This is a genomic window from Dactylosporangium sp. NPDC049525, assembly GCF_040676755.1.
In the GTDB taxonomy this organism is placed as follows: domain Bacteria; phylum Actinomycetota; class Actinomycetes; order Mycobacteriales; family Micromonosporaceae; genus Dactylosporangium.
Genome location: NZ_JBFAPO010000069.1, coordinates 1 through 22,768 on the forward strand (window position 1 = coordinate 1; position 22,768 = coordinate 22,768).

15 protein-coding genes are annotated in these 22,768 nt (G+C 72.4%); 7 read left to right on the forward strand and 8 right to left on the reverse strand.

What is annotated here, in order from left to right:
• Positions 1-118: 118 nt before the first annotated feature.
• The 3 genes from AB0K00_RS49895 to AB0K00_RS49905 form a co-directional block, all read right to left on the reverse strand.
• Complete coding sequence (locus AB0K00_RS49895) at positions 119-1,402, reverse strand: ABC transporter substrate-binding protein (RefSeq protein WP_363537673.1); 1,284 nt, start codon at positions 1,400-1,402, stop codon at positions 119-121.
• 73 nt (positions 1,403-1,475) lie between these two features.
• The gene (locus tag AB0K00_RS49900; protein ID WP_363537580.1) at positions 1,476-1,733 is read right to left on the reverse strand and encodes a hypothetical protein; all 258 of its coding nucleotides are present in this window, start codon (positions 1,731-1,733) and stop codon (positions 1,476-1,478) included.
• A 268-nt stretch (positions 1,734-2,001) separates the two neighbouring features.
• On the reverse strand, positions 2,002-3,579 hold the full coding sequence (locus tag AB0K00_RS49905) for a CHASE3 domain-containing protein (RefSeq protein WP_363537582.1): 1,578 nt from the start codon (positions 3,577-3,579) through the stop codon (positions 2,002-2,004).
• A 128-nt stretch (positions 3,580-3,707) separates the two neighbouring features.
• Between AB0K00_RS49905 and AB0K00_RS49910 the strand changes: the two genes are divergently transcribed.
• Complete coding sequence (locus tag AB0K00_RS49910; protein ID WP_363537584.1) at positions 3,708-4,265, forward strand: alpha-ketoglutarate-dependent dioxygenase AlkB; 558 nt, start codon at positions 3,708-3,710, stop codon at positions 4,263-4,265.
• Positions 4,266-4,430: 165 nt separating this feature from the next.
• Here the strand turns inward: AB0K00_RS49910 and AB0K00_RS49915 are convergent, their stop codons facing one another.
• From AB0K00_RS49915 to AB0K00_RS49925, 3 genes are all read right to left on the reverse strand, one after another.
• A complete protein-coding gene (locus AB0K00_RS49915) occupies positions 4,431-5,006 on the reverse strand; it encodes a TerD family protein (protein WP_363537586.1) in 576 nt (191 codons plus the stop codon).
• Between the two features lie 110 nt (positions 5,007-5,116).
• A complete protein-coding gene (locus AB0K00_RS49920) occupies positions 5,117-6,643 on the reverse strand; it encodes a TerD family protein (protein ID WP_363537588.1) in 1,527 nt (508 codons plus the stop codon).
• 78 nt (positions 6,644-6,721) lie between these two features.
• Positions 6,722-7,672, reverse strand: coding sequence for an aminoglycoside phosphotransferase family protein (locus AB0K00_RS49925; protein ID WP_363537590.1), 951 nt, complete (start codon positions 7,670-7,672; stop codon positions 6,722-6,724).
• 123 nt (positions 7,673-7,795) lie between these two features.
• Between AB0K00_RS49925 and sigJ the strand changes: the two genes are divergently transcribed.
• The 4 genes from sigJ to AB0K00_RS49945 all read left to right on the forward strand — a co-directional run bounded on the left by sigJ (position 7,796) and on the right by AB0K00_RS49945 (position 13,331).
• Positions 7,796-8,689, forward strand: a complete 894-nt coding sequence (gene sigJ, locus AB0K00_RS49930; protein WP_363537592.1) for an RNA polymerase sigma factor SigJ — start codon at positions 7,796-7,798, stop codon at positions 8,687-8,689.
• Between the two features lie 198 nt (positions 8,690-8,887).
• Positions 8,888-11,050, forward strand: coding sequence for an RNA polymerase recycling motor ATPase HelR (gene helR / locus AB0K00_RS49935; protein ID WP_363537594.1), 2,163 nt, complete (start codon positions 8,888-8,890; stop codon positions 11,048-11,050).
• A gap of 70 nt (positions 11,051-11,120) precedes the next feature.
• The gene (locus AB0K00_RS49940) at positions 11,121-12,971 is read left to right on the forward strand and encodes an ABC transporter ATP-binding protein (RefSeq protein WP_363537675.1); all 1,851 of its coding nucleotides are present in this window, start codon (positions 11,121-11,123) and stop codon (positions 12,969-12,971) included.
• A 9-nt stretch (positions 12,972-12,980) separates the two neighbouring features.
• Complete coding sequence (locus AB0K00_RS49945; protein WP_363537596.1) at positions 12,981-13,331, forward strand: VOC family protein; 351 nt, start codon at positions 12,981-12,983, stop codon at positions 13,329-13,331.
• 14 nt (positions 13,332-13,345) lie between these two features.
• Here AB0K00_RS49945 and AB0K00_RS49950 read toward each other — a convergent pair whose 3' ends face one another.
• On the reverse strand, positions 13,346-16,006 hold the full coding sequence (locus tag AB0K00_RS49950) for a LuxR C-terminal-related transcriptional regulator (protein ID WP_363537598.1): 2,661 nt from the start codon (positions 16,004-16,006) through the stop codon (positions 13,346-13,348).
• 108 nt (positions 16,007-16,114) lie between these two features.
• On the reverse strand, positions 16,115-17,560 hold the full coding sequence (locus AB0K00_RS49955) for a peptide MFS transporter (protein WP_363537600.1): 1,446 nt from the start codon (positions 17,558-17,560) through the stop codon (positions 16,115-16,117).
• A gap of 182 nt (positions 17,561-17,742) precedes the next feature.
• Between AB0K00_RS49955 and AB0K00_RS49960 the strand changes: the two genes are divergently transcribed.
• Both AB0K00_RS49960 and AB0K00_RS49965 read left to right on the forward strand, forming a co-directional pair.
• Positions 17,743-21,882, forward strand: a complete 4,140-nt coding sequence (locus AB0K00_RS49960) for an RHS repeat-associated core domain-containing protein (RefSeq protein ID WP_363537602.1) — start codon at positions 17,743-17,745, stop codon at positions 21,880-21,882.
• 55 nt (positions 21,883-21,937) lie between these two features.
• Positions 21,938-22,741: a MerR family transcriptional regulator gene (locus tag AB0K00_RS49965; protein ID WP_363537604.1), complete on the forward strand. Its 804-nt coding sequence runs from the start codon at positions 21,938-21,940 to the stop codon at positions 22,739-22,741.
• The last annotated feature ends 27 nt before the right edge of the window (positions 22,742-22,768 follow it).

Genomic DNA, 22,768 nt, shown 5'->3' on the forward strand with positions numbered 1-22,768 from the left:
GCGGGGGGCGGCCGGCCGGCGGGCGCCGGGGTGTTACAGCCCACGGGCCTGGGGCCCCCCCTCGGCGGGGGGGGGGCGGCCCCGCGGGGGCCCCCACGCCGGAGAACGACCGGCCGCGCTACTTGAGCTTGGCGCGGGTGTCGGCCCACTTCTTGTTCAGGTCGGCGAAGATCTGCTCCTTCGTCTCCTTCTTCGCGCCGCGGGCCGCGTCGACGATGCGCTGGCGGTACTTGCCGTCGAACAGCGCGATCTCGGCCGTGTTGCCGATCTTGTCGGCGAGCCCCTCTTCGCCCTTCGGCGCCGGGTTCAGCTCGATGAACTCCGTCTTCGCCGCCTGCAGGTCGGCCAGGGACGCCGGCAGCTGCGCACTCGTCACCACCGAGACCCCGCCCTGGTCGGTGGCGTAGTTCGACTCGTCCGCGAACCAGTCGACCCAGGCCCGCGCGGTCGCCTTGTTCTTGGAGTTGACGTTGATGCCGTTCTTGTAGTCGCCGCCGACGACCGTGTAGAACTTGCCGTTGACCTGGTTCGGGAACGGCCAGTAGCCGATGTCGTCCTTGCTCGCGGCGGCGGCCTGCATCTGCACCACGGACCACGAGCCGAGCATCATCGTGGCGATCTTCCCGGTGCCCAGCATGCCCTTGGACTGCTCCCAGTTGGTCGTCGTCGGGTCCGGCTCGGTGTAGCCGCCCTTGACCGCGTCGAACAGCAGCGAGTCGATGATGAACTGCTCCTTGCCCGGGCTCCACGGCGCGTCGTCCTTGCCGAGCTTCGTCACCGCCTCCGGGTCACCGCTGACCGCGCCGCGCGCGCCCTCCCACTGCCCGAGCGGCCAGCCGTCCTTGTAGTTGGTGTACAGCGGGATCACGCCGGTCTTGTCCTTGATGGCCTTCAACGCCGACAGGAACTCCTCGGGCGTCTTCGGTGGGGTGGTGACACCTGCGGCGGTCCAGACCTTCTTGTTGAACACGTAGCCCTGGGCGTTGCCGGTGATGGCGAGGCCGTAGACCTTGCCGCCGACCGTCTGCTCGGAGCGCACGAAGCGGTACTTGTCCTTCAGCTCGTCCACGGTGCCCAGCGGCTCGAAGAACGACGGCAGCTGGTCGGCGGTCACGGAGTTCGGGATCGGCAGCACGTCGCCGTAGTTCTTCGTGTTCATCCGGACGCGCACCTCCCCCTCGTAGTCGGTGATCGCCTCGAACTTGACGTTCGTGCCCGGATACTTGGCCTCGAACTTCTTCTTGTATTCCGGCAGCACGGTGTCGACCAGGTCGGTGCGCTGGGTCAGGACCGTGATGTCACCGGCGATCTTGCCGCCGGTGCCTCCGCCGTCATCGCCGTCGCCGCACGCGGTGAGGGCGAGGGACGTCACTGCGAGCAAGGCGACGAGGTGCTTTTGCATATGCACGGGTACCACCTTCCGATGTGGGGGTGTGATCGGTGGTGCTGGAGGTGCCGTTGCCGGTCGGGCGGGTTCAGAACGCGCGGATGAGGTCCAGGCGGCGGGCGTCGACGTCGAAGCCGTCGTGCCGCTCGGAGACCGCGCCGGGCCGGTGGTGCGACACGCTCATCGGCTGGTGTCCGCGGACGCTCCGGGTGAGTCCCAGGTCCGCGAGCTCCGGCACGGCGGTGACGAGGTAGCCGGGCGCGCGGTGCAGGTGCAGTGAACGACGCAGGGCCGCGCCGGCCTGGGCGTTGAACAGCCACTGGACGTTGAACCCGTGGTGGGACATCGCGGGAGACCCTTCAGGCGGTGCGACGCGGCCGGTTCCGGCAGCACGGGCACCGCAGGACGGGGGTGTGTCGTCGCGGCAAGGTGACTGAACCGGATAAGTTCCATCAACCTAGGCCCGCGCTCTGAAGCTGTCAATCCCAGGTTTCACCGCAGTTTCCGCACGCGGATCGGATGGCGTGCGGTCCTCGCGGCGGCGCCGGCCGCAACATGCGGCGCCGGGCACTGAAGCGCATAATCACGCAGTGCCCGGTGCCGCATCCGGTGGGTCAGTACTTGAACTGGCCGACGAGGCTGTGCAGGGTCGCGCTCATCTTGGCGAGCTCGGCGACGGACTGCTGCGTGTCGCCGATCGCGACGGTGGTGTTGGACGCGGCGGCGGCGACCCCGACGAGGTTGCCGGCGATCTCGCGGGTGTTGCTGGAGGCGTCGGTGACGTTGCGGGCCATCTCCGCCGTCGTGGCCGTCTGCTCCTCCACTGCGGAGGCGATCGTCGTCTGGTAGTCGTTGACCTGCTCGACGATCTCGCTCATCCGGCCGATCGCGCGGCTGGTCGCGTCGGCGTTGCGCTGGATGCGCTCCACCTGCTTGCCGATGTCCTCGGTGGCCCGCGCCGTCTCCTGGGCGAGGTCCTTGACCTCGCTGGCGACCACGGCGAAGCCCTTGCCCGCCTCGCCGGCCCGGGCGGCCTCGATGGTGGCGTTCAGCGCGAGCAGGTTGGTCTGCTCCGCGATCGCCGTGATGAGCTTGATGACGTCGCTGATCTGGGTGGAGGACTCGCCGAGTTCGGTGACCGTGTCGGTGGCGGAGGTGGCGACGTGGACCGCCTCCGCGACGACCCGGCTCGCCTCGGCGGCGTTCGCGGCGATCTCGCGGATCGAGGCGCCCATCTCCTCCGCCCCGGCCGCGACGGTGCTCAACGCCCCGCTCATGGTCTCGGTGGCGGCGGAGACCCGGCCGGCCTGACCCGACGTCTGCTCGGCGGACTCCGAGATCTGCCGGGTCGTGGCCGACAGTTCCTCGGTGGCGGCGGCGAGGGTGTTGGCCTGCTCCCCGATCCGGCTGATCGTGCCGGCCAGCTTGCCGACGAACCGGTTGAACGCGGCACCCAGCGACCCGAACTCGTCCCGGCGCCCTTCTTCGACCCGGCGGGTCAGGTCACCCTCGCCGTCGGCGATCTCGCTGAGCCGGGTGGTGAGCGCGGTCAGCGGGCGCAGGATGCTGCGGCTGATCAGCCCGGCGAGCAGCAGCACCAGGATCAGCGCGACCGCGGTGCCGGTCAGCACCGCGGTGCGCGAGGAGTCCGCCGTCTCGGCGGTGGACGCGGCGCGCACGGCGAGCAGGCTCGACTCGGCCTGCGTCAGCTCGGTCAGCTTCGCCCGGATCTGGTCCATGACCGTCTTGCCCTGGTCGGTGAGCACGACCGCGCGGGCGGCGTCGAACCCCTGCGTGCGCCGCAGGTCGATGGTCTGCTGCAGCTCGGCGAACTTAGCCGTGACCAGCGGGCGCAGCTCGGCGATGCGCTGCTGCTGCGCGGCGTTGTCGCTGGTCAGCGTGGCAACCGCCTGGATCTTCGAGGCGATGGCCGCGGTCGCGTTCTGATACGGCTCGAGATACCGGTCCTCACCGGTGATCAAGTAGCCGCGCTGGCCGGTCTCGGCGTCCTTGAGCGTGCCGGTGACCTCCTCGACCGCGGTCATCACCTGGTAGGTGTGCTTGACCATGTCGCCGTTGTGTTCCAGCGTGTCCGTGTTGCGGTAGGCGAGCAGCCCGACGACGCTGAGCACGACGAGCGGCAGGGCGAAGGCCGCCAGCAGCCTGGTGTTGACGCGGTACAACCAGCCCACGGGACCCACTCCCAACCGAATTCCCCGAAACGCTCCGTGACGGTCGTTTCGGGTCGGACGGCCCTCAGTTGAGCAAAACCGGTGAGGTTTCGCGGCGATACAGTTCCGTGGGTGCGGCAGGGGGACTCATGGACATCGACGGGCTGACCAACCTTCCCGGCTACCTCGACGCGGACGCGCAGCGGGAGCTGCTCGCCACAATCGATGCGCTGCCGTGGCGCGACGACCTGCGCCGCCGGGTCCAGCACTACGGCTACCGCTACGACTACAGCCGCAAGCGGGTCGACGCCGACGCGTTCCTCGGGCCGCTACCGGCGTGGGCCGGCGCGCTCGCCGAGCGGCTGCACGGCGACGGGCACGCACCGCGGCCGCCGGACCAGGTCATCGTCAACGAATACCAGCCGGGGCAGGGCATCGCCCCGCACGTCGACTGTGTCCCGTGCTTCGCCGGCACGGTGTTGTCGGTGAGCCTCGGCTCCGCGTGTGTGATGACCTACACCCTGCCGAAGGCGGCGCAGCGGGTGGACGTGCTGATGGAGCCGGGCAGCCTGCTGGTGATGCGCGGTCCGGCACGGTACGACTGGCGCCACGGCATCGCCGCCCGCAAGACCGACCGGTGGCAGGACACCGTCATCACCCGTGGGCGGCGCGTGTCGCTGACGTTCCGGACGGTGCTGCTCAGCTGACCGGCCGGCGCCGGCCGCCGCCCCGGCGGGCCGGTCGACCGGGTCCGACCGCGGGCAGGGCGCCGCCGGCCGTCGCGAACAGCAGCGACCGGCGAGCCCGGCGAAGTTCGCACGGGCCCACCGGCCGCTGCCGTCCACCGGCCGCTGAGGCCGGCAGGGTGTTCCCTAGACGTTGACGCCGTAGTCCTTGGCGATGCCGGCCAGGCCGGACGCGTAGCCCTGGCCGACGGCGCGGAACTTCCACTCGGCGCCGTTGCGGTACAGCTCGCCGAAGACCAGCGCGGTCTCGGTCGAGTAGTCCTCGGTCAGGTCATAGCGGGTCAGTTCGTTGTTGTCGGCGGCGTTGACCACCCGGATGAAGGCGTTGGTGATCTGCCCGAACGACTGGCCACGGGCGTCGGCGTCGTGGATCGACACCGGGAAGACGACCTTGTCGACCTCCGGCGCCAGCGCGGCGAGGTTGACCTTGATCATCTCGTCGTCGCCTTCGCCCTCACCGGTGAGGTTGTCACCGGTGTGCTCCACCGAGCCGTCGGGCGACTTGAGGTTGTTGAAGAACACGAAGTGCTGGTCGCTGAGGACCTTGCCGTCGGCGCCGAGCAGCAGTGCGCTGGCGTCGAGGTCGAAGTCCGCACCGGTGGTGGTGCGGACGTCCCAGCCGAGACCAACGTTGACGTTGGTCAGGCCGGGCGCGGCCTTGGTCAGGCTGACGTTGCCGCCCTTGGTGAGGCTGACTCCCATTAATCCTCCAGGTGATGCCGGGCACGGGCACAGCCCGCTCTCAGTAAGTCATCATGCTCCGCCACCCTGGACGTCCGCTGGGAGGGTTGGCAGACGCGCCGCACGAGATCTCAGACCTCGAAGGGCTGGACCACCACGAAATGGCCCTGCAGCCCCATGAACTGCAGTGCCAACCCCTCGGCCGGGCCGCCCGAGTAGATCTGCCGCGAGAGCCTGACCTGGGTCGACACCGACACCCGCATCCCGGTGGTCCAGGCGACCACGGCGGCAATGTCGACGAACGTCGGGCCCTGGCACAGCAGGGTCACCGGGGTGCCGCGGGTCATGACCACGACGGAGCCCTGACCCGAGACCACGAGGTGGAACACGCCGCCGCCGGGGATGCCGGGGCTCTCGATCCGCTGGATCTCCGTCTGCAGGGTGGCGTCGAAGGCGAGAATGTTGTCGGCGTTGATGCACAGCGAGTTGCCCTGCAGCTCGACGATGTGCAGGTCGGTGGCATTCTCCGCAAGGAACACCTCACCCTCGCCCTTGCAGGTCATCAGCTTCAGCCCCTGCCCGGTGACCGCGCCCTCAAACATGGCCCGCAGGCCACCGGAGCCCTTGTAGATGAACTCGACGTTGCCCTGGTAGGCGACCATCGAGCCGCGGCGCGCGTGGACCTCCGGGCCGAGCGTCACCTTCACCATCTTGCTGCTCTGCTTCGTCCACCGGCCGGTGGCCGGCACCTCCCGGTACTTCTGCAGGCTGACCATGACACCCGGCTGGACCCGCTCGACCGGCGCGGGCGCCGGCCCGCCCGGCACCGGCTGGAACGACCCGGGATGCTGAGGCGGCCCGGGATGCTGGGGCGGTCCAGGGTGCTGGGGCGGTCCAGGGTGCTGGGGCGGTCCGGGGTGCTGGGGCGGGAAACCTGGCTGCGGCGGGAAACCCTGCTGCGGTGGAAAGCCCGGCTGGGGTGGGAAGCCCTGCTGCGACGGTGGCCCGGGGGGCGGCGCGAAGCCCGGCTGCGGGCGCGGCGGGGGCGGCGGTCCAGAGGGCGGCGCCGAGGCCGGCCGTGGCGGCGGCGCGAATGCCGGTGCGGGCGCGGCCGGTGCGGGCGCCGGCTCGTCGTCGACCGTGCCGCCGTAGGAGCGGATCAGGTCGGCCAGCCCGCCCGCGAACCCCTGCCCGACCGCGCCCGTGCGCCACACGCCCTTGCGGTACACGTCGCAGATGATGATGGCCCGCTCCGGGCCGAAGTCGGCGCCGGTGAAGCTGTACCGCATCACCTCCTGCCCACCCGCGACCAGCCGCACATACCCCGACCTGAGCTGGCCGGCCGTGCCGGCGCCGTCGATCGCCGCGCAGAACGACAGCTTCGCGATCTTGTCCGGCACCCGGCTCAGCGTCGCCTGGAACGCGTCGGTGTCCCCGGACTGCGGGCCGAGCTGCCGGATCGCGCCCTCCGGCGACGCCGGCTGGTTGAAGAAGATGAAGTATGCGTCGTCGGAGAGCTTGTTGCTCGCGTCGAGCCCGAAGCAGGAGATGTCCCAGGTGAGCCCGGGCCCGTCCAGCATGATGCCGACGTAGAGGTCGTCCGCCGCGGTCAACGCCGACAGCGGGCTCTTCTGCCCCCGAGTGAATACCTGAGACACGTGGACTCCTCGGCTCCCGGCTACGCGTTCGCCACCAACATATCCGCACGCCCGGTCCGGCACCGCCCTGCCGTGCTCCTACAGTTCGCCGGCCCCGGCGTGCCGGCGGGTCCCGGCCGTCGCCGTGTACTCGGCGAAGATCTCGCCGAGGACGTGCCGTGCGGCGACGGACCCGTCGGCGTCGTCCAGGGTGTAGGAGCAGGTGACGAGCGTCTTCCAGAGGGCCCAGCCGCGGCCACGTGCCCAGGTCGCCGCGTCGACACCCAGCCGCTCCCGGAACGCCTGCCGGCCGTCGGCGGTCAGCAGGGTCCAGGCGATTGCCAGGTCGCAGGCAGGGTCGCCGACGCCGCAGGTCCCGAAGTCGATGACGGCCGCCAGCCGCCCACCGTCGAGCAGCAGATTCCCCGGTGCGACGTCGCCGTGGAACCAGCGCCGTACACCGTCCCAGCGGGCGTCCAGTGCGCCCTGCCAGATCTCGCCGGCCAGGTCGGCGTCGACGTGGCCGGCAAGAACCGTGAGCGCGCGCCGGGCCTCCCCGTCGTAGGTGCGCAGCGGTCCGCCCCGATACCAGTTGTGCGGTCCGGGGTGTGGTCCGCCGGTGATGTCGACGCGCCGCAGGGCCGCCAGGAACTCGGCCAGATCCAGCGCGAACCGGACGGGGTCGGCGATGCGGTCGGCGCGCGCCGGCTCGCCGTCGAGCCACTCGTAGACCGACCACGGGTAGGGGTAGCCGGCGCCGGGTGCGCCCTTCGCCAGTGGGGCCGGGATGGGCAGCGGAAGCTGGGCGGCGAGCGCCGGAAGCCACCGGTGTTCCTTGTCGACCGCCAGGGCATACTCGGCCGCGCTGGGCAGCCGTACCGACATCCGGGAGCCGAGGTGGAAGGTCCAGTTGTCCCAGCCGCCGTCGGGCACGGGGCGGACCGGGAGGCCGGCCCACTGCGGGAACTGTGCGGCGACCAGCCGGCGCACCTGTTCCGCGTCGACGGCGACGCGCTGGGGCACCGGGCCGAGCTGCGGCGTGTCGCTCACTGGGATGTCCCCCTGGATGGTGGTGTGGTGGCTGCGGGGACCCAGGGTAGGCGCCGGACCTCACAGTCCGGTGCGGTGTCTCGTCGGACCGGTGAGGGCAGGACGAGCGAAGGAGCCGACGCCATGACCACCCCGGATCCGGGCCTGAGCGCGATCATGGGCGAGCGACGCCAGCTGATCAATGTCGCCTACCGGCTGCTCGGGTCCCTTGCCGACGCCGAGGACGTCGTGCAGGAGACCTACGCCCGCTGGTACGCGATGACACCGGCGCAGCGGGAGGCCATCGTGTCGCCCGGGGCGTGGCTGACGACGGTCGCCGGGCGGGTCTGCCTGGACCTGCTCGGCTCGGCGCGGGCCCGGCGGGAGCGTTATGTCGGCGAGTGGATTCCCGAGCCGCTGCCGGAGCCCGCCGAGTGGGCCGGCGGGCGGGCCGACCCGGCCGAGCGGATCACTCTCGACGAGTCGGTCACCATGGCGTTCCTCGTCGTGCTCGAGTCGATGACCCCGGCCGAGCGGGTCGCGTTCGTCCTGCACGACGTCTTCCGGTACTCGTTCGCCGAGGTGGCCGGGATCGTCGGGCGTACCCCGGCCGCGTGCCGCCAGCTGGCCTCCTCGGCCCGCCGCCGGCTGCGCGTCACCCGGTCGCCCGCGACACCGGTGGCTCGCCGGGCCCGCGTCGTCCGCGACTTCAAGCGGGCGTGGGAGGCCAAGGACATCGACGCCCTCATCGGCCTGCTCGCCGCCGACGCCACGGCCACCGGTGACGGCGGCGGGCTCGTCAGCGCCGCGCCGCACCCGGTCGAGGGCGCCGAGCCGATCGCCCGCTTCTTCGCCGGCCTGGTGGTCCCGGCGCCCGGCCTGACGATCCTGGAGCGCACCGTCAGCGGTCAGCCCGGCCTGGTGGCCCGGCTGGACGGCGGCACGGTGGGGGTGCTGGCGTTCGACGTCGCCGGGGACCGCATCACCCGCATCTGGGCGGTCCTCAACCCCGACAAGCTGCGGACCTGGTCGCTATAGGGCGGCGTCGGCGGCGACCATCGTCAGGACCTCGCGGACGGTGTCGTCGAGCCGGCGGGCCCGCCGAACGCATGGCGGGCAAGGAATGGAAAGAGGAGCACCCACTCCTTCCGTTCTTAATGTATAGCGTACCTGGGGGCTTGTGGCAAGACCCGGGTCGTGGCGCAGAATCGCTGGTCGAAGCCAGGATCGGAGCTGATGCACGTGAACCCGCTGACCACCACGAGCGCGTTCGACCTTCCCGAGCACCTGTCCCCCAAGGCGGACCCGGCGCTGATCGCCGGCGACGAGCGGCACTTCGCGGCCATCGCGGAGAGCCTCGCGCAGTCGATCGCGGAGCTGTCCGACCGGCTCGACGCGGAACGCAGGGCACCCGGCGGGATCGGCGAGGCGGCGATGAACCGGGACATGGAGGTCCACCGGCTGACCGCGCGCCTGCGCACCCTGCGCCGCTTCGGTCTGGACCTGTGCCTCGGGCACATCGTCAGCGCCGAGGACCCCGAACCCGTGTATGTCGGGCGGCTCGGCCTCACGGACGGTTCGGGCCGCCGGCTGCTGCTCGACTGGCGCTCCCCCGCCGCCGAGCCGTTCTTCGGCGCGACCCACGCCAACCCGATGGGTCTGGCCAGCCGCCGCCGGTACCGCTGGACCCGCGGCCGGGTCACTGACTACTGGGACGAGGTGTTCACCGCCGACGGGTTCGAGGGGCATGCCGCCCTCGACGACCAGTCCGCGTTCATCGCCAGCCTCGGCGGCAACCGGTCGGCCCGCATGCGGGATGTCCTCGGCACCATCCAGGCGGACCAGGACGCCATCATCCGCGCCGGATCCAGCGGTGCCCTCGTCGTCGACGGCGGCCCCGGAACGGGGAAGACCGTCGTCGCGTTGCACCGCACCGCCTACCTCCTCTACGCCGACCCGCGCCTCGGTCACCGGCGGGGCGGGGTGCTGTTCGTCGGCCCGCACCAGCCGTACCTGGCCTACGTCGCCGACGTGCTGCCCAGCCTCGGCGAGGAGGGCGTGCAGACCTGCACCGTGCGGGACCTCGTCGCCGAAGGAGCCACCGCGGCGGTCGAGGCCGACCCGGAGGTGGCCCGGCTGAAGTCGTCCGCGGACGTGGTCCAGGTGGTCGAGGCGGCCGTCAGGTTCTACGAGCGGCCGCCCGCCAAGGGCATGACGGTCGAGACCGACGTCGACGACCTCTGGCTGAGCGCCGAGGACTGGGCCGAGGCGTTCGAGGCGGTGGAGCCCGGCACCCCGCACAACGAGGCACGCGAGCAGATCCGGGAAGAGCTGTGCACGCTGCTGATCGCCAAGTACGACGGTGACATGCCGGACGAGGCGCTGCGCGCGTCGCTGCTGCGCAACCGGGAGCTGCACACGGCGCTGAACCGCGCGTGGCCGATGATCGAGGCGGCCGACCTCGTCGGTGACCTGTGGTCGGTGCCCGCCTACCTGCGCAGGTGTGCCCCGTGGCTCGGCCCCGACGAGGTGGTCAAGCTCCAACGTACCGACGCGAATGCCTGGACGGTGTCGGACCTTCCGCTGCTCGACGCGGCCCGGCAGCGCCTCGGCGACCCGGAGGCGGCACAGCGGCAGCGCCGGCGTGACGTCGCCGTCGCCGCCGAGCGCGAGCAGCGGGCCCGGGTCGTCGACGACCTCAGCGCCGTCCTCGACGACGACTACGGGGTGGGCCTGGTCACGATGCTGCGCGTCGAGGACTTCAAGGACGCCGTGATCGACGAGGCCGCGCAGCCTGGCACGACCCCGGACCTGCTGGCCGGCCCGTTCGCGCACATCGTCGTGGACGAGGCGCAGGAGCTGACCGACGCGGAGTGGCAGATGCTGCTGCTGCGCTGCCCGTCGCGGAGCTTCACCATCGTCGGCGACCGCGCCCAGGCCAGGCACGGCTTCACCGAGTCGTGGCAGGAGCGGCTCGAACGCGTCGGCATCGACCGGATCAGCATCGCGTCGCTGAGCATCAACTACCGCACGCCGGCCGAGGTCATGGCGGAGGCCGAGCCGGTCATCCGGGCCGCGATCCCCGACGCCAACGTGCCGACGTCCATCCGCAACGGCGGCGTGCCCGTCGTGCACGGGTCCATCGAGCAGCGCGACGCAATCCTGGACGCCTGGCTCGCGGCGCACGCCGACGGGATCGCCTGCGTCATCGGCGACCCCACGTTCACCGCCACGCCGCGGGTCCGGTCGCTGACCCCTGAACTGTCGAAGGGCCTCGAATTCGACCTGGTCGTCCTCATCGACCCTTCGAGATTCGGCGAAGGTGTCGAAGGAGCCGTCGACCGGTACGTCGCGATGACGAGGGCCACCCAGCAGCTCGTCATCCTCACGAGCACGTGAACTGGACCTCAACCATGGTCGAGGTCGTACGGTGGCTGTCGTGAGTATGGAAGTCACCGCCTGGACCCAGATGCACCACGCCATCTACGCGTCTCAGGACAAGCGCCCGTTCTCGGTCGCCGCGCTGCGGCGCATCGCGGCCTTCGCCCGCCCGCACCGGGCCCGGCTCGCCGGGTTCCTGTCCCTGAGCGTCGTGACCGCGCTGCTGGCCGTCGCCACCCCGGTGCTCGCCGGCCGGGTCGTCGACGCGATCGTCGGCGGCGGCTCCCGCGACACCGTCGTGACCCTCGCCGTGCTCATCGCGGTCATCGCCCTCGTCGAGGCAGGGGTCGGGCTGCTCGCCCGGCTCCTGTCGGCGAAGATCGGCGAAGGGCTGATCCTCGACCTGCGCACCGCCGTCTTCGACCACGTGCAACGCATGCCCGTGGCGTTCTTCACCCGGACCCGCACCGGCGCGCTCGTCAGCCGGCTCAACAGCGACGTCATCGGTGCGCAGCGGGCGTTCAGCGGTACCCTCTCCGGCGTCGTGAGCAACATCGTCCAGCTGTCGCTCACGTTCGTGGTGATGGTGACGCTGTCGTGGCAGATCACGCTGCTCGCGCTGGTGCTGCTGCCGGTGTTCCTAGTGCCGGCCAAGCGGATGGGCAACCGCCTGGCCCGGCTGGAGCGGGAGGCCGCCGGGCACAACGCGGCGATGAGCACGCAGATGACGGAGCGGTTCTCCGCGCCCGGCGCGACCCTCGTCAAGCTGTTCGGCCGCCCGGCCGACGAGTCGGCGGAGTTCGCCCAGCGGGCCCGCCGGGTCCGCGACATCGGCGTGCGCACCGCCATGAACCAGACCGTCTTCATCACCGCGCTGATGCTGGTCTCCTCGCTCGCGCTGGCCGTCGTGTACGGCGTCGGCGGCGTCGCCGCGCTGCGCGGGACCCTCGACGCGGGCGCGGTCGTGGCGCTCGCGCTGCTGCTGACCCGCCTGTACGCGCCGCTCACGGCCCTCGCCAGCGCCCGGGTCGAGGTGATGAGCGCGCTGGTCAGCTTCGAACGCGTCTTCGAGATCCTCGACCTGCGCCCGCTCGTCGCGGAGAAGCCCGACGCCCGTGGCGTCCCCGCCGGTCCCGTGTCCGTCGAGTTCGATTCGGTACGGTTCGGCTACCCCTCCGCCGACAAGGTGTCCCTCGCCTCCCTCGAGGAGGTCGCGACCCTGGACACGCGCGGCGGGGTCGAGGTCCTGCACGACGTCTCGTTCACCGCCGGGCCGGGCCAGATGATCGCCCTGGTCGGCTCGTCCGGTGCGGGGAAGTCGACGATCGCGCAGCTGCTGCCCCGCCTGTACGACGTCGACAGCGGCACCGTGCGTCTCGCCGGCGTCGACGTGCGGGACCTGTCCGCCGACGCGATCCGGGCGACGCTCGGCATGGTCACCCAGGACGGGCACCTGTTCCACGAGTCCGTCCGCGCCAACCTGCTGCTCGCCCGGCCCGGCGCGAGCGAGGACGAACTGTGGACGGTCCTGCGCCGGGCCCGCCTCGACGACCTGGTCGCGTCGCTGCCCGACGGCCTCGACACCGTCGTCGGCGAACGCGGCTACCGCCTGTCCGGCGGCGAACGCCAACGCCTCACCATCGCCCGGCTGCTGCTCGCCGGCCAGCAGGTCGTCGTGCTCGACGAGGCGACCGCGCACCTCGACTCGACGTCCGAGGCGGCGGTGCAGGCCGCGCTCGCCGAGGCCCTCGCCGGACGCACCGCGGTCGTCATCGCGCACCGCCTGTCGACCGTGCGTGCCGCCGACCTGATCCTGGTCGTCGAGGCGGGCCGGATCGTCGAACGCGGCACCCACACGGAACTGCTCGCGGTCGGCGGCCGGTACGCGGAGCTCTACCACACCCAGTTCGCCCCGGCGGACGAGCCGGTCCGCACGTAGGCTCAGGCCGTGGATGAAACCGTAGACCTGTTCGCGGGCATTCCGGTCCGTGACTACACCACGGCGGCGGCCTGGTATGAGCAGCTGCTCGGCGCCCCGCCGTCGTTCCTGCCCAACGACACCGAGGCGGTGTGGGAGCTCGCCGAGCACCGGTTCATGTACATCGAGGTGCGGCCCGCACACGCGGGCCACGCCATGCACACCGTGTTCCTCAGCGACTTCGACACCCGGATCGCCCAGATCGCCGAACGCGGACTGGAGCCCGCCGAACGCGAGACCTACGACAACGGCGTCCGCAAGGCCACCTTCCGCGACCCGGACGGCAACGAGATCGGCTTCGGCGGCGCGCCCGTCGCGTGAGGGTCAGCGGCCGGTCACAGCAGGCCGATCTCGCGGGCCCGGCGGACGGCCTCGCTGCGGCTCGTCGCCTGGAACTTGCGCAGCACCTCGCGGATGTGGGTGCGCACGGTGCCGGCCGACACGTGCAGCATGGTGGCGATCTCCTCGGCCGGGATCAGTGCCGCCAGGTGCCGCAGCACCTCCACCTGCCGGGCGCTGAGGACCGGCACCGGGTCGGCCACCAGCGGCCGGCCGGGATCCGCCGCGTCGGACGGGGCGAGCGGGTGCCCCGCGGCGGGCGGGCGGGCCAGGGTGTGCTGGCGCAGCAGCCGGCGCAGGACGGTGTCCGACTCGTACACCGGGCGCGTGCCGCCGTCGTCGGCGGTGAACTCGACCGCCGTCTGCAGGGCCTCCACGGCCTGTTCGTGGTCGCCCTGGCGGGCCGTCGCGGACGCCAGCAGCAGCCACGCGTCGACGAGGACGCCGACCACCAGCCCTGACCGGCGCAGCACCCGGTGGGCGCACTCGACCGCGTGCGACACGTCGCCGGCGGCGAGGGACGCCGCGCCGCGGACCAGCGTCACCTCGGGCCGCTCCTGGTCGAGGCGGGCCAGCGCGGTGCGGGCCTCCTCGTGCCGGCCCATCGCGACCAGCACCCGCAGCTCCGCGAGGCTGAGCTCGTCCCGCACCCACCTGCGGGTCGGCGCCTCGACCGGCGCGCCGCGCAGCACCGACAACGCGGCGGGCAGCTCACCGCGGGCCCGCAGCAGCCTGGACCGCACGATGGCCAGGGTGGCGGTGTAGGCGCTCTCCCGCGGCCCGCCGTCGGTCTCCAGCCCGGCCTCGGCGGAGCGCAGGTAGTGCCAGGCGGCGGCGGTGTCGTAGCGCTCGACCGCCACCCATGCCAGCGCCACGTCGGCGATGTGCCGCGGACCCCGGTTCAGCGCCTCGGTGCGCGCCACGACGTCGAACGCCCGCTGCGCCGTGTCGTACGCCGCCCGCAGCCGGCCCAGATGCGCCTCGGTGAACGCGAGATGCTGGGTGCAGTACGCGATGAGCCCGCCGCACCGCTCGCTGGCCGGCACCCGGACCGCGGCGGCGAAACTCCTGGCGGCCTCGGCCAGCCGTCCGGCGCGCAGGTGCGCGGTCGCGACCCCGGACAGCACGAACACCCACAGCTCCGGCCGGGCGGCGATCCGGCCCGGGTCGACCTGCGGCAGCAGCTGCGCCGCGGTGTCCGTGACCGCGTGCAGCCGTTCGGCGTCGCCGGTCTCGTAGGCGATGGTCTGCCGCACCATGCACGAAACGATCCGGCTCTCCAGCGGCGCGTCCGCGCCCGGCAGCCACGCGTCACCGGCCAGCAGCCGCTCGGCCCGGACGATGTCGTCGCGGGCGAGCGCGAGCGCGGCGGCGACCATCACCCCTTCCGACGTCGCCAGCGTGGCGGGCATGCCGGCGAGCAGACCGGCGATCCGCCCGGCGGTCCCGTCCATGATCACTTCGGCGACCGCGAGGTCGTCGACGACGAACCGGGCCGCCTCGTCCCAGGCGCCCACGTCGGCGGCGTGCCCGACCGCGCCGGCCAGGTCCCCGTGCCGGGCGGACCAGCGCGCCGCGACGAGCGCGGCCGACCGGGACTCCTCGGCCGGCAGCGGCAGCCGGTCCCGCAGCACCGCGCTGAACAGCGGATGGAACCGGTAGGTGCCCTGCGCCTCGCTCACGACCTCCAGGAACGCGCCGGCCTCCTCCAGGTCGGCCAGGACGTCCCCGGTGACGGACGGGCCGGCGACGATCGCCGCGAGCTCGGCGGTGAACGTGTCCAGCCGCCCGACCCCGGCCAGCAGCCGCTGCTGTTGCGGCGTCAACCCCTCCAGGATCTCCCCGGTGAAGTAGTCCACGACGTAGTCATGGGTGGCCAGCGCCGGCACCGCGGACCCGCCGGCGTCGTGCATCGCCATCGCGCACAACCGCACCCCCACGAGCCAGCCGCGGGTCTGCCGCATGACCTCAGCGAGGTCGGCGTCGGTCAGGTCGACATCGTGCAGCGCGAACAGCGCCTGCACCTCGGCGGGGTCCAGCGCGAGGTCGGCGCCGTGCAGTTCGCTGAGCTGATCGGTCAGCCGGTACCGGTGCAACGGGAAATGTGGCCGGTGCCGGCCGATGAGCACCAGCCGGAGGCGACCCTGCGCGTGCCGCAGCAGGAACTCGATCTCGTGCAGCTGCTCCGCCGCCAGCCGGCACACGTCGTCCAGGACCAGCACCAACGGTTGCGGGTGGCGGGCCAGGACCGCCGCCAGCTCGATGACCGCCCGGTGATCCGGCGCCGCGGTCCACTCCAGCAGCGCCACCGGCAGCAGCACCCCGGCATTGCGCAGCGCGGCCAGCAGGTGCCGCCACATCCGCGCCGGCTGCCGGGTGTCGTCCTGGTCGAGCGTGAGCCAGGCGATCGTGTCCCAGCCCGGGCTGTCATCCGCCCACGCCGCCACCAGCTGGGTCTTGCCGGACCCGGCCGGACCGGTGACGACGGTGACCGGCAGGTCGGTGAGGCCCCACAGCTCGTCGATGAGCTCCTCGCGCAGCAGCGAGCGCTCCACCGGCTCGGGCCGGGTCAGCTTCGCGGACAACAGCGGGGACGCGGCCGCCAGGTCCGGCGCGTCCTCGCTGACGCCTCCACTCGTGTCGATACAACCCAGCATATGCAGCGCGGCGGCTCATGTGGCCCCTGGAGGACTGACACGAATGGGCGTCGGACAAACGGCCGGGCCGGTCCGGCCGGACGGCCAGCGCCGCCGACCGCGACGCCGTCAGTGCACGCCGTTCATGAGCCGCCGGATCAGCGGGGTGAGCGCGGCCAGCACGACACCGACGACGATCGCGGCGGCGCCGAGCGCGCCGAAGTACACGGTTTCGTGCTCGGGGCTGTAGTAGCGGGCCAGGACGCCGGACATGGCGGTGCCCAGCGCCACGGACAGGAAGAACAGCGCGACGGTCTGGGTGCGGAACGCGGCCGGGGCGACCTTGGTGGCCAGCGACAGCCCGACCGGTGACAGCAGCAGTTCCGCGACGGTGAAGACGAGCAGGATTCCGGCGAGGGCGAGCAGCGGGGTGCTGTTCGGCCCGCCGCCCGCGAGCGGCAGGAACAGCAGGAACGCCAGGCCCATGACGACGGTGCCGGCGGTGAACTTCGCCGGGGTCGACGGCTGCCGGGAGCCGAGCCTGGTCCAGAGCGCCGCGAACACGCCGGACAGCAGGATGATGAACACCGGGTTGATCGACTGTACCCACGACACCGGCATCTCCCAGCCCAGGACGGTGCGGTCCAGGCGCTGATCGGAGTAGATCGTCACCACGGTGAACTGCTGCTGGTACAGCGACCAGAACACCGCGCTGGCCAGGAACATCGGGATGAACCCGAGCATGCGGCGGCGCTCGACCGGCGTCACGGCGCCGGCGGTCAGGATGACCACGAAGTAGGCGACCGCGGCGACCGCGCTGACGACGACCACGGCGGTGGCCAGCCGGTCCGCCGGCAGGACGCCGGTGAGCACGACGACACCGACCCCGACGACCACCGCCGCCGCGACCAGCGCGACGAGTGGCCGGCGGGCCGGCGGGAGCGGGTTGGGCACCTCACGCGCCGCTCCGGTCAGCTGCCGGCGGCCGATCGCGTACTGGGTCAGCCCGATCGCCATCCCCACCGCGGCGAGCCCGAAGCCGTAGTGGAACCCGGCGTTCTGCTGCAGCAGCCCGGTCAGCAGCGGCCCGGCGAGTGCGCCGACGTTGATGCCGAGGTAGAACAGCGAGAAGCCGGCGTCGCGGCGCGGGTCGTCCTCGGCGTACAGCGAGCCGACGAGCGACGTTGCGTTGGCCTTCACCCCGCCGCTGCCCACCGCGATGCACACCAGCCCGGCCGCCACCCCGGCCAGCCCGGGCAGCACCGCGAGACTGACGTGGCCTGCCATGACCAGCACGGCACTGCCGAACAGCACCCGTTCCGGGCCGAGCAGCCGGTCCGCGGTCCAGGCACCGAGGATGGTCGACAGGTACACGGCCCCGCCGTAGGCGCCGACGATGCTGGTCGCGGTGGTCTCGTCGATGCCGAGTCCGCCCCGGTCCGCCGCGTAATACAGGTAGATGAGCAGGATGCCCTGCATGCCGTAGAACGAGAACCGTTCCCACAGCTCGACGCCGAACAGGTTCGCCAGCACCCTCGGCTGCCCGAAGAACGTGCGTTCACGCGGCTGCGTCATACCGGCCACGCCTACCCGCCCTGGCGTGCGGCTACCCGTCCGTCGCGAAGGTCATCGGCGGCGAACGGCCGCACCGCACAAACCGAACGGTCACTGCAGGTGGTTGAAGCGACGCGCTACGTTGCTGGCGAACGCGGCGCGTGGCGGCTGCCACCGGCCGTCGGACCGGGGTCGGGAGTGCGATGCTTCGGCAGCTGGCGTGGCGGCGGGTGCGGACCTGGTGGCGGGTGCAGACGCGGTGGCGGCGGCCGACGCCGTTGCGCAAGAGCGTCGCACTGGGGCTGGCGGCCCTGCTCCTGCTCGGCTCCGACGCCGTGGCGGTCCTGCCCGGACACGACGGAACACCCCCGCCGCGCGCACTGCCGTACCCGGTCGCGGCCCGGCCGGCGCACGAGACCACCGTCGCGGTCGGGTTCACGAAACCTCCCCGGTCCTGGCGCCCGGTGGCGGGCATGAGCAGCGCGGCGACCGGGCCGGCGGCCCCGTTCGGGCAGTGCCCGGCCGTCGGCGCGGCCACCGGCTGCGCCGTGCTGCTGGAGGTGACCGGCGACGGCCGCGCCGCCATCCGCGCCGACCCCGACCAGTTCCCGTTCGACGGCTCCAGCGGTGCCACGCTCGTCGGGGTGCTCAACTCCAGCCCCGCCCCGGTGCGCGCGCTCACCCTCGCCGCGGACACGGAGCTGTTCGCGTTCACCGGCGGCGGGATCTGCGCCGGGCACGACCCGCCGACGCCGCGCGGCTGCCGGTTCGGCGACACCGGGTTCGAGGGGCCCGGCGTCGAGTTCACCGGCGTCGGCGCGGACCGGCGCACCGGCACCGTCCGCTTCGACCGGCCGATCCGGCAGGGCGGCACCGCCTACTTCGCCCTCGCCCAGTCCCCCGCACCGACGGTGCCGGCGGCCGGCAGCGCGACCCGCGCCGAGCTCGGCGGCGACCCGAGCCCGTCGCTGCGCACCGTGGCGTGCGGCGCGGCCGACGTCAACTGCGCCACCGGGGTGCTGCGGCGGCAGTTCACCGACATCTCCGTCGAGGGCCGCGGAGTGCCGCTGCGGCTGACCCGGACCTACAGCTCCGCCCGGGCCGGCGTGCCGTCCCGGTTCGGCTACGGCTGGGTCGACAGCTACGACCTGTCGCTGACCGTCGCCGGCGGCACCGTCACCGTCCACGAGGAGAACGGCGCGGCGGTCGAGTTCACCGCCACGGCCGGCGGCGGCTTCACCGCACCGGCACGGGTCCTCGCGACCCTGTCCAGGGACCCGGACGGCCGGTACCGGTTCACCCGCCACGGCACCGGTGTACACCACCTCTTCGACGCCTCGGGACGGCTGGTGGAGCAGCGGGACGGCAACGACGCCGTGACCCGCCTGAGCTACGCCGGCGACGGTGATCCCGCCCGGCTGGTCGAGGTCGCCGACGCCGCCGGCCGCAAGCTGACGTTCACCTACGACGGACCGTACGTGCAGCGGGTCGACGGCCCGGGCCGGCAGTCGTGGTCGTACCGGTACGACAACGGGAACCTGGTCGCCGCGACCGAGGTGGAGGACCACGGCAGCCGCACCTTCGGCTACGACGGCCACCGGCTGGTGCGGGAGACCCTGGGCCGTGAGGGGACGTGGCGGACCTGGTACGGGCCGGCGGACCGGGTGGCCCGGCAGGAGGACCCGACCGGCGGGGAGACCCGCTGGGAGTACCGCGGCGACGGCGCGTCGGCCGGCGGCGGCAGCACGACGATGACGAACGCGACCGGCGACGTCACCGTACTCACCTACGCCGACCTGCGGCTCACCGAGGTCACCCGCGGCGCCGGCACCGCGGACGCGGCCACCACCCGGTACACGTACGGGCCGGCGACCCTGGTCAGCTCGATGACGGACGGGAACGGGCACGTCACCCGCTACCGGTACGACGCGGAGGGCAACCCGACCACGGTCACCGACGCCCGCGGCTACTCCACGGTGTCCAGGTACGAGCACGGCCGCCTCGTCGAGGTCGGGGACCCGCTGGGGCACGTCAAGCGGTACGGGTACGACGATCGCGGCAACCCGCTCTGGTCGGCGGACGCGTCCGGCAACGTCACGACGTACGAGCGCGACCCGAAGCAGCCCGGCGACCTCATCCGGATCGTGGACCCGCTCAAGCGCCACACCGCGTTCACCTACGACGCGTGGGGCACGGTGCGGACCGTGACCGTCTACCCGGCGGCCGACCGGCCCAGCAGCGTCCAGTACGTCCACGACGCGGCGGGCCTGCTGCGATCCACAGTGGACGGATCGGCGGTGACGTCGGTGGAGTACAACCGCGCCGGCCGGCCGACGAAGATCACGGACCCGGCGCTGCACACCACGACGATCGGCTATGACGACGACGGCAACGCGGTCTCGACCCTGGACCGCAACAACAACCTGACCCGGCACGACTTCGACGCCGCGGGGCGCCCGCTGCGCGTGACGATGGTCGGCGACAACGGCGGCACCAGCACCGGGACCGGGTACGACGCCGCGGGCCGCCCGCAGCGGCAGCTGGACCCGGCGGGGCGGGTGACCGGGTTCGGCTACGACGGGCTCGGCCGGGTCACCACCATGCGGGACCCGCTGGGCCGCACGACCAGGCTCGGCTACGACCGGGTCGGCAACATCACCGCGATCGTCGACCCGGCCGGCCGGACCACCTCGCTCACCTACGACAAGACCGACAACCTCCTGTCGGTCACCTACTCCGACGGCGTCACGCGCCAGGTCGCCTTCGAGTACGACGCGGCGGGCCGGCGCACGTCGATGCGGGACGGCACCGGCCTCACCAGGTACGGGTATGACGACGACGACCGCCTGACCGAGGTCACCGACGGCGCCGGCACCACCGTCGGCTACCACTACGACCCGGCCGGGCAGCAGGACGAGATCCGCTACCCGGCCGGCACGGTCCGACGGACGTTCGACGGGACCGGCAGGATCACGTCCGTCAAGGACTGGAAGGAGCGCACGACCTCCTTCGAGTACGGCCCCGCCGGAAACCTGACGAAGAAGACCTACCCGAACGGTGTCACCACCACCTACGAACCGTCCATCGTGGAGCGTCGCGGCGGCGAACAGCTGGCCGGCTACGAGTACGCCCGCGACTGGACCGGGCAGGTCAACTCGGCGACCACCACGTCGGGCACGGGTGCGAAGACGACGGTGGAGTACGGCTACGACAAGTCCAACCGCCTCGACCGCGTCGGCGGCCGCGCCCTGACCTACGACGGCGCCGGCAACCTCACCGGCCTGCCCGACGGCACCACCCAGCAGTTCGACGAGGCCGGGCAGCTGACGGCGTCCACCTACGACCAGCAGGGCAACCGGCTCACCGCGCAGACCAGTGACGGCACCGTGCGCCTCGGCTACGACCAGGCCAACCGTCTCGTCACCGTCGGCTCGGACGTGGCGTACACCTACGACGGCGACGGGCAGCGCACCTCCGTCACCCGCCGTGGCGACGTCGCGAACCTGACGTGGGACCGCTCGGCGTCGACGCCGGTGCTGCTGGGCGACGGCACCGACACCTACGTCTACGGGCCCGACGGCGTCCCGGTCGAGCAGCTCGACGCCGACGGCAACGCCTCGTTCCTGCACACCGACGGACAGGGCAGCGTCCGGCTGCTCACCGACAAGGACGGCACCGTCACCGGCCGCCGCGACTACGACGCCTTCGGCCGCACGCTCAACGCCACCGGCACGGTCCCGGCGCTCGGGTACCGCGGGCAGTACACCGACAAGGAGACCGGGTTCCAGTACCTGCAGGCCCGGTACTACGACCCGGCGACCGCGCAGTTCCTGACCCGCGACCCGCTGCTCACCACGACCCGGGCGCCGTACTCGTACGCGGGCAACAACCCGGTCAACGCCGCGGACCCGTCGGGGCTCAACCCGTTCGACCCGCGGACCTGGTTCGCGAAGGGCGTGCGGCTGCTCCGCGCCGTCGTCGCTCCCGTGGTGCGCTTCGTCGCCGACCTCGCCAAGGTCGTGGTCGCCTCCCTCGGCGACCTGGTGGGTGACCTCGTTACCGGCGTCTGCGAGGCCGCCGTCGGCATCGCGACCGGCGGGGCCGGCCTGATCGCCGCGGCCGGCGCGTGCGGTGCCCTGGGCGGCGCAATCGGCGGTGCCATCGACTACCTCGTCGCCGCCATCCAGACCGGCGAGTTCTCCTGGTCGGGCCTGGGCGGCGCGACCTGGGAGGGCGCGTGGCAGGGTGCCCTCGCGGGCTTCGGCGGCAAGGCGGTCACGGTGCTCGTGCGCTACGGCAAGAGGCTGAACACGCGACCCGGCCCGCCGGTGCGCGCGATGTGACACCGATCCCGCATAGCTTGACCTTCCAGCTACTGGAACGGGTTGAATCCATGGCATGACACCGGGCGTCACCATCGGCGAGTTCTCGCGAATGTGCCACCTCAGCGCCAAGACGCTGCGGTATTACCACGACATCTCGCTGCTGGTGCCGGCCGGCGTCGACGAGGAGACCGGGTACCGGCGGTACGCCCCCGGCCAGGTCGACGACGCGCACCTCATCCGGCGCCTGCGGGATCTCGACATGCCGCTCGCCGAGATCCGGGGCGTGCTCGCCGAGCCGGACGCGGCGGCGCGCCAGGACGCCCTGGCCCGGCACCTGGACCGGATGGAGGCCGAGCTCACCCGCACCCGGGACGTGGTCGCCTCGCTGCGGCGGCTGCTGGGGTCGGAGCCCGAGCTGCCGGTGCGGCACCGCCGGGCGCCGGGCTCGCCGGTGCTGCGGGTGTCGGCGTGGCTGGCCCGCACGGACGTGTCGGACTGGTGCGGGCGGGTCTTCCCGGAGCTGTACGCGACCCTCGACGCCCTCGGCACGGACCCGGCCGGTCCCGCCGGGGCGACCTACTCGGCCGAGTTCTTCGAGGGCGAGGCCGGCGAGGTCGTCGCCTTCGTGCCGGTGGACGCGGCCGCGGTGCCACCCGGCGACGACCGCTTCGGTTTCCTGCCCGCGTCCCGCTACGCCATCGCGGTCCACAGTGGACCGTTCGTCGACTGCGACATCACCTACGGCCGGCTCGGCCTGCACGTCGCCGAGCACGACACCGCCCTGCCCGACCCGATCGTCGAGGTGTACCTGGTCGGACCGGGCGACACCACCGACCCGGACGGGTTCCGCACCGAGATCTGCTGGCCCATCAGCTGACCGTTCGACTTTCGAGGAGTGCTTCAC

Coding starts and splice junctions, on each gene's coding strand:
- AB0K00_RS49895 (WP_363537673.1), bottom strand. CDS start 1,402: ATGCAAAAGCACCTCGTCGCCTTGCTCGCAGTGACGTCCCTCGCCCTC.
- AB0K00_RS49900 (WP_363537580.1), bottom strand. CDS start 1,733: ATGTCCCACCACGGGTTCAACGTCCAGTGGCTGTTCAACGCCCAGGCC.
- AB0K00_RS49910 (WP_363537584.1), top strand. CDS start 3,708: ATGGACATCGACGGGCTGACCAACCTTCCCGGCTACCTCGACGCGGAC.
- AB0K00_RS49915 (WP_363537586.1), bottom strand. CDS start 5,006: ATGGGAGTCAGCCTCACCAAGGGCGGCAACGTCAGCCTGACCAAGGCC.
- sigJ (WP_363537592.1), top strand. CDS start 7,796: ATGACCACCCCGGATCCGGGCCTGAGCGCGATCATGGGCGAGCGACGC.
- helR (WP_363537594.1), top strand. CDS start 8,888: ATGCACGTGAACCCGCTGACCACCACGAGCGCGTTCGACCTTCCCGAG.
- AB0K00_RS49940 (WP_363537675.1), top strand. CDS start 11,121: ATGCACCACGCCATCTACGCGTCTCAGGACAAGCGCCCGTTCTCGGTC.
- AB0K00_RS49950 (WP_363537598.1), bottom strand. CDS start 16,006: ATGCTGGGTTGTATCGACACGAGTGGAGGCGTCAGCGAGGACGCGCCG.
- AB0K00_RS49955 (WP_363537600.1), bottom strand. CDS start 17,560: ATGACGCAGCCGCGTGAACGCACGTTCTTCGGGCAGCCGAGGGTGCTG.
- AB0K00_RS49960 (WP_363537602.1), top strand. CDS start 17,743: ATGCTTCGGCAGCTGGCGTGGCGGCGGGTGCGGACCTGGTGGCGGGTG.
- AB0K00_RS49965 (WP_363537604.1), top strand. CDS start 21,938: ATGACACCGGGCGTCACCATCGGCGAGTTCTCGCGAATGTGCCACCTC.